Genomic DNA, 6,411 nt, shown 5'->3' with positions numbered 1-6,411 from the left:
CGTCCGGGTCGGTCAGGTCGGTGCCGCGGCGCAGCGCGTGCAGCGTCGCGAGCCGGTACATCGCGCCGGTATCGAGATAGGCGGCGCCCAAATGCTCGGCGAGCCGTTTGGAGACGGTGGACTTGCCGGTGCCGGACGGCCCGTCCATCGCGACGATCAGCGCGGTCACAGGCCCACCGCCTGGTACAGGCCGCCGACTTCCTTGCGGCCGAGGACGCGGAGGGTGCCGGGCCGCTGGTCGCCGAGCGCGACGGGGCCGATGTCGGTGCGTACGAGCCGCACCACCGGGTGCCCGACGGCGTCGAGCAGGCGGCGCACGATGTGCTTGCGGCCCTCGTGCAGCTCCAGCCGGACCAGGGACTGGCCCTCGTTGACCTGGAGCAGCGCGAAGCTGTCGACCTTGGCGGGACCGTCCTCGAGTTCGACGCCGGCGCGCAGCTGCTTGCCGACGCCGCGGGCGAGCACGCCCTTGACGGTGGCGAGGTAGGTCTTGGTGACCTCGAAGGAGGGGTGCATCAGCCGGTGGGCGAGTTCGCCGTCGTTGGTGAGCAGCAGCAGGCCCTCGGTGTCGGCGTCGAGCCGGCCGACGTGGAACAGGCGCTGACCGGCGGCGACGCGTTCGGAGACGATGTCGCCGACGCAGGGGCGGCCCAGGTCGTCGGACATGGTGGACTGCCAGCCGCGGGGCTTGTTCAGGACCAGGTGCACGAGGTCCTTCTTGACGACGACGCGGATGCCGTCGACGCGGATGACGGTGTTCTCGGGGTCGACGCGCAGCCCCTGCGAGGTGACGATGTCGCCGTCGACCTCGACGCGGCCGGCGGCGATGAGTTCCTCGGCGGCGCGGCGGGAGGCGACCCCGGCCTGGGCGAGCACCTTCTGCAGGCGCACGCCCTCACCGGCGGGCAGCTGGGTGGGCGCGGCGGAGCTGTGCTGGTGCCGGGCGGGCTTGGCGTTGCTGATGGTGGGGATCGGGTCGGGACGCTTGGCGGTCGGTTTCGGGGCGGCGGGCCGGCCTCGCTTGTTCAGCTTGGTCTGCGGGGTGCTGCCCTTGCGGTGCGCCTTCTTCGGGGCCTCCGACCGGCCCGAGGCCTGTGTCCTGGACGAAGCCGAGGTCTTGCCCGAGCGGGAGGTGTTCTTCTTGCGGTCCGGTGTGCCATCACGGCGAGCGGGTGTATTCAAGATTTTCCTGTCAGTTGTCTGGCTCGAACTCCGCGATCGAGACGTCCTCGGTGCGCGAGTTCCCTCCCATTCTCGCAAATCGCGGGTCCGACTCGAGGCTCTCGGAGATGTCATCGATCACATCCACGTCCGGGAGCAGCGGCGCGACGGGCGGCAGATCCTGCAGGGACGCCACCCCGAGGCGCTCCAGGAACAGCTCGGTGGTGACGTAGAGGGTGCCGCCGGTCTCCGGGTCGGTGCCGGCCTCGGCGATCAGATCGCGGGCGAGCAGGGTGCGCATCACCCCGTCGACGTTGACGCCGCGCACCGCGCTGACGCGGCTGCGGGTCACCGGCTGCCGGTAGGCGACGACGGCGAGGGTTTCCAGCGCGGCCCGGGTCAGTTTGGTGCGGGCCCCGCCCTGCAGGAGCTTCTCCACGTACGGCGCGTAGTCCCGGCGGGTGTAGAACCGCCAGCCGTCCCCGGCGTAGCGCAGGTCGATACCGGAGCCGCGCGCGGTCAGCTGCGCAGCCATCTCCAGCAGCGCGGATTCGACGCGGGTGGCGGTGACACCGATCGCGGCGGCGAGCTGCTCGTTCGAGGCGGGGGTGTCGACGACGAGAAGCAGCGCCTCGAGGGCGGCGGCGAGCTCGTCGTCGGACATGTCGAGTAATTCGGCGTCGAGGTTCGGTTCCGCATCGAGATTCGGATCGGCTGTGATATCCCTGTCCGCGTTCTCGGTCATCGGGTCTTCGGCGCAGATACTTCCCTGTCGGCGGGGGAACTGAAGCGCCGTCCTCCTTTCGTGGGTTGTGGTCGTGTCGAACAAACCTGTCGGTGGGCCCGGATACGGTGCCGGGCATGGGGGTTGAGGTGGTGCGCTACAGCTTTCGGCTGCGGCCGGGGGTGACTGCCGAACGTGCCCTCGTGGAGGAATGGCACCGCTGCCGGTTCCTGTGGAACGAAGCGGTACACCAACACAAGTCCGGCGCCAAGCCTACGTTCGCGAAACTCGGCAAGATGCTGACCGAGGCGCGCAAGCGGTCGTCCTGGTTGCGGGAGGGGTCGCAAGTTGCGCAGCAACAGACGCTGCGCACGTATGCCCAAGCGCTCGAGGCATCGTTCCGGATCAAGGGACGCGGTCGTCCGCGATACAAGGCACGGAAGAAGACGTTGCCATCGCTCCAGTACACCCGCCGCGGTTTCACGCTGCGGCACGGCCGGTTGGTGCTGGCAAAGGGCGTCAGTATTCCGGTGGTGTGGTCGCGGGACTTGCCATCGCCCCCGTCGAGTGTGCGCATCGTCCAGGACTCGTTGGGACACTGGTACGCCTCGTTCGTAGTGAGCCGCGCAACACTCCCAGCACCAGCAGCGCCGGAGGGTTCGGCGATCGGCATCGACTGGGGCGTCGCGCAAACCGCCACCACCACCGATGAGAAGTTCGATCTGCCGCACCCGGAACACCGCAAACGCTGTGCAGCGGAGTTGGCGAAAGCTCAGAGGACGATGGCCCGGCACCGTCGCGGAAAAGGAAGGACGCCATCGAAGGGCTACCGGCGCGCCCGGCGGCGGGTGGCGAAGATTCAGAAGAAGGCGGCACGCCGGAATGAAGAAGCTGCGCGTGTGTGGGCGACCCGAGTGGTCGACGAGCATGCGTTGATCGCGGTGGAGGATTTCCGCCCGCGGTTTCTGGCGAAGTCGTCGATGGCACGCAAGGCCGCGGATGCGGCGATCGCCAGGGTGAAGCGGGTGTTGATCGAGCGGGGCAGGCGGGCCGGCCGGAGGGTGGTGATTGTCCGGCCCGCGTACACGACCATGACGTGTTCGAGGTGTTTCGCGAGAGCCAAGCAGCGCCTCGGACTCGACGAACGAATTTTCCGGTGCGAGACATGCGGCTACAGCGCATGCCGCGACCGGAACGCTGCCAGAGTGATTCTGACTGTGGCGGAGCGTGGCCACACCGGTGTCGACGACGGAAGTCAAGCGTGATCACCTCGGATGGGTGGTGCGGTTGCGGTCCGAGCCGGAAATCCCCTGTCTCCGGGCAGGAGAGGCGTTAACCGTAATCCTCCTCGAAGTTCACGGCGGCGTCGTCGTTCTCGCCGGTCCAGGTGATGAGCAGCTCGCCGAGCGGTTCCGGCTGGTCGAACTGGACGGCGCGTTCGCGGTACAGCTCGAGCAGCGCGAGGAACCGGGCGACGATCTGCAGGCCGCTCTCGCATTCGGCGGTCAGCTCCCCGAATCCGGTCCAGGTGCCGGCGCCGCGGGCGCGCAGCAGCTCGAGCAGCCGGGCGGCCTGCTCGGGGACCGACACCTTCGGCACGTGCAGGTGATCGAGCCCGACCGTCGGTGGCGGTTTGGGGCGGAAGGCGGCGGCGGCGATCTCCGCGAACATGTGGGGGTCAACGCCGAGGGTGACCTCCGGCAGCAGTCCCTCGTAGCGTTCCTCGAGGGACACCGCCCGCGGGTAGCGGCGCAGCGCGGCGGATTCGAGGGCGGCGAACAGTTCCGCGACCTGCTTGTAGGCGCGGTATTGCAGCAGCCGCGCGAACAGCAGGTCGCGGGCCTCGAGCAGCGCCAGGTCCTCGGGGTCCTCGACCTCCCCGGACGGCAGCAGCCGCGCGGCCTTCAGATCGAGCAGGGTCGCGGCGACGACGAGGAATTCGGTGGTCTGGTCGAGTCCCGCCTCCGGGCCGAGGGTGCGGGTGTAGGCGATGAATTCGTCGGTGACCTCGTGCAACGCGACCTCGGTGACGTCGAGGCGGCGTTGCGAGATGAGGTTGAGCAGCAGATCGAAGGGGCCCTCGAAGTTGCGGAGCCGGACCCGGAATCCGCCGGTGTCGGGTTCGTCGACGGGGGTGGCGTCGGGCAGCAGGATGTCGTCGGGCACGGATCAGCGGCCGGAGCGGTGAATGACTTCGCGGGCGAGCGCCCGGTAGGACTCGGCGCCACCGGATTTCGGGGCCCAGGTGGTGATCGGTTCGCCGGCGACGCTGGTCTCGGGGAACTTGACGGTGCGGTTGACGACGCTGTCGTAGACGAGGTCGCCGAAGACCTCCACGACGCGGGACATCACCTCCCGCGCGTGCAGGGTGCGGGCGTCGAACATGGTGACCACGATGCCACCCACGGACAGCCGCGGGTTGAGCCGGTCGCGGACCTTGGCGACGGTGTCGTTGAGCAGGGCCAGCCCGCGCAGGCTGAAGAACTCGCATTCCATCGGGATGATCACCGAATCGGCGCAGGCCAGGGCGTTGACGGTGAGCAGCCCGAGCGACGGCTGGCAGTCGACGAGCACGTAGTCGTAGCGGTCGAGCACCGGGTGGAGGGCGCGACCGAGGGCCTGTTCGCGGCCGACCTCGGAGACGAGCTGGATCTCGGCGGCGGACAGGTCGATGTTGCTGGGCAGCAGGTCCAGTCCCTCGACGCGGGTGCGCATGAGCACCTCGTCGACGCCGACGCGCGGTTCGACGAGCAGGTTGTGGACGGTCAGGTCCAGGTCGTGGTGGGCGACGCCGAGTCCGGCGGACAGCGCACCCTGCGGGTCCAGGTCGACGAGCAGTACCCGGCGCCCGTATTCGGCGAGGGACGCCCCGAGGTTGATGGTCGAGGTGGTCTTGCCGACCCCGCCCTTCTGGTTGCACATCGCGATGATCTTGGCGGGCCCGTGGACGGCCAGCGGCGGCGGTTCCGGGATGTGCCGGCGCGGGCGGCCGGTCGGTCCGAGATCCATGTCGGCTGCAGAGGCCACCGGCCGCGCGTCGTGCGAGGTCGACGCGGGCGGAGCCGGGTAGGTCGTGTCCGTTGCGGGTGAGTGTGGTGTCCCCACGGTCCGGTCCTCCCCCTGTTCGGCGTCACTGATCTGTTGCCCAAACGCTACCGCTTCGGCCCCGGGTTCCGTGGACGGACACGCGTCCCGGGCGTGGTGCTCAGCGGGCCCGCGGATGCGCACCGGCCCACACCTCCCGCAGCGCCCCGACGGTGACGAGCGTGTAGATCTGGGTGGTGGTAACCGAGGCGTGACCGAGCAGTTCCTGCACGACGCGCACGTCGGCGCCGCCGTCGAGCAGGTGGGTGGCGAACGAGTGCCGCAGGGTGTGCGGGGAGACGGCGGCGGTGATCCCGGCGCGTTCGGCGGCGGTCTGCAGGACCTGCCAGGCGCTCTGCCGGGACAGGCGGCCGCCGCGGGCGTTGAGGAACAGCGCCGGGGTGCGCCCCTGGGACAGGCCGGGCCGGCCGCGCACCAGGTAGGCGTCGAGCGCGGCGAGGGCGGGCCGACCGACCGGGACCACGCGTTGCCGGCCGCCCTTGCCGCGCAGCAGCACCGAGCGGGCCTCGGTGTCGATGTCGTCGACGTCGAGGCCGACGGCTTCGGAGATGCGGGCGCCGGTCGAGTACAGCAGTTCGAGCAGCGCCCGGTCGCGCAGGCCGCGGGGCCCGTCGGATTCGGTGCCGGTCGCGTCGAGGATCGCCAGTACCTCGTCGACGGTCAGCGATTTCGGCAGCCGCCGGCCCGGCGGGGGTGGTTTCACGGCCCGCGCCACGTCGACGGGGGTGTGCCCCTCGGCGGTCGTGAACCGGTGCAGCCCGCGGACCGCGATGAGCGCGCGGGCCGCGGAGCCGGCGGCGAGGGCGGGCCGGTTGCGGTCCGGATCGCCGCGCTGCAGCACGATCACGAAGTCGCCGATGTGGTCCTCGCGGACCTCGGTGAGGTCGTCGACGCCGCGGTCGGTGAGGTACTCCTGGTAGCGGGCCAGGTCCCGGCGGTAGGAGGCGATCGTGTTCGCTGCGGCGCCGCGTTCGACGGTGAGGTGGTTCAGGTACGCGTCGATGTGGCGGGACAGCACCGGGTCAGTTCCCGAGCTCGGCGCGAGTCCGCGCGAAGGCCTGCGGCCGGTCCGGCCATGCGGTGTCCGGGGAGCGCGGCGGCAGGCCGGCGCTGCGGGTCGCGGCCAGCGCGAGGATGCCGGACACGGCGGTGGCGTTGACGATGTCCCCGCGCAGCACCATCGCCACGGCCTCGTCTACCGGGACGAAATGCAGTTCGAGGTCCGCTTCCTCGTGTTCGGGATCGGGCCGGTCGACGGGATACAGGTCCCGGGCGGCGAACACCCGGACCGCCTCGTCGGTGAATCCCGGCGACAGGGCGATGTCGACGAGCAGGTCCCAGCGGTGGGCGGCGAACCCGGTCTCCTCGGCCAGTTCCCGGCGGGCCGCGTCGAGCGGGGATTCACCGGGGGCGTCGAGGAG

At 70.3% G+C, this 6,411-nt stretch carries 8 protein-coding genes; 1 reads left to right on the top strand and 7 read right to left on the bottom strand.

Annotated elements, in window-relative coordinates; genetic code table 11:
* From I0Q12_RS31660 to scpB, 3 genes are all read right to left on the bottom strand, one after another.
* Positions 1 to 148, bottom strand: a 148-nt coding sequence (locus tag I0Q12_RS31660) for a (d)CMP kinase (protein ID WP_231609809.1), incomplete at its 3' end; no start/stop codon positions are given.
* A 17-nt stretch (positions 149 to 165) separates the two neighbouring features.
* Positions 166 to 1,182 (bottom strand): pseudouridine synthase, encoded by a 1,017-nt coding sequence (locus tag I0Q12_RS01360; RefSeq protein WP_197250250.1) that lies wholly within the window; start codon positions 1,180 to 1,182, stop codon positions 166 to 168.
* A gap of 10 nt (positions 1,183 to 1,192) precedes the next feature.
* Positions 1,193 to 1,906: an SMC-Scp complex subunit ScpB gene (gene scpB / locus I0Q12_RS01355; RefSeq protein ID WP_197250249.1), complete on the bottom strand. Its 714-nt coding sequence runs from the start codon at positions 1,904 to 1,906 to the stop codon at positions 1,193 to 1,195.
* 116 nt (positions 1,907 to 2,022) lie between these two features.
* Here scpB and I0Q12_RS01350 point away from each other — a divergent pair, with 116 nt between their 5' ends.
* The gene (locus I0Q12_RS01350; protein ID WP_197250248.1) at positions 2,023 to 3,150 is read left to right on the top strand and encodes an RNA-guided endonuclease TnpB family protein; all 1,128 of its coding nucleotides are present in this window, start codon (positions 2,023 to 2,025) and stop codon (positions 3,148 to 3,150) included.
* Between the two features lie 67 nt (positions 3,151 to 3,217).
* On the opposite strand, the gene I0Q12_RS01345 is transcribed toward I0Q12_RS01350, so the two are convergent.
* From I0Q12_RS01345 to I0Q12_RS01330, 4 genes are all read right to left on the bottom strand, one after another.
* On the bottom strand, positions 3,218 to 4,051 hold the full coding sequence (locus I0Q12_RS01345; protein ID WP_197250247.1) for a segregation/condensation protein A: 834 nt from the start codon (positions 4,049 to 4,051) through the stop codon (positions 3,218 to 3,220).
* Positions 4,052 to 4,054: 3 nt separating this feature from the next.
* Positions 4,055 to 4,990: a ParA family protein gene (locus I0Q12_RS01340; protein ID WP_248676329.1), complete on the bottom strand. Its 936-nt coding sequence runs from the start codon at positions 4,988 to 4,990 to the stop codon at positions 4,055 to 4,057.
* Between the two features lie 100 nt (positions 4,991 to 5,090).
* Entirely contained in the window at positions 5,091 to 6,008 is a 918-nt protein-coding gene (gene xerD / locus I0Q12_RS01335; RefSeq protein WP_197250246.1) for a site-specific tyrosine recombinase XerD, read from the bottom strand.
* A 4-nt stretch (positions 6,009 to 6,012) separates the two neighbouring features.
* The coding region (locus tag I0Q12_RS01330; protein WP_197250245.1) for an NUDIX domain-containing protein at positions 6,013 to 6,411 on the bottom strand (399 nt) is incomplete at its 5' end.

The organism is Rhodococcus sp. CX (assembly GCF_015865005.1).
In the GTDB taxonomy this organism is placed as follows: Bacteria; Actinomycetota; Actinomycetes; order Mycobacteriales; family Mycobacteriaceae; genus Rhodococcus.
Note: the sequence above shows the minus strand (reverse complement) of the source record. Positions and strands in the feature narration are given on the sequence as shown.

What these genes read in the sequence shown, in the direction of transcription:
- I0Q12_RS01350 (WP_197250248.1), top strand. Translation starts at nt 2,023, where the DNA reads ATGGGGGTTGAGGTGGTGCGCTACAGCTTTCGGCTGCGGCCGGGGGTG.
- scpB (WP_197250249.1), bottom strand. Translation starts at nt 1,906, where the DNA reads ATGACCGAGAACGCGGACAGGGATATCACAGCCGATCCGAATCTCGAT.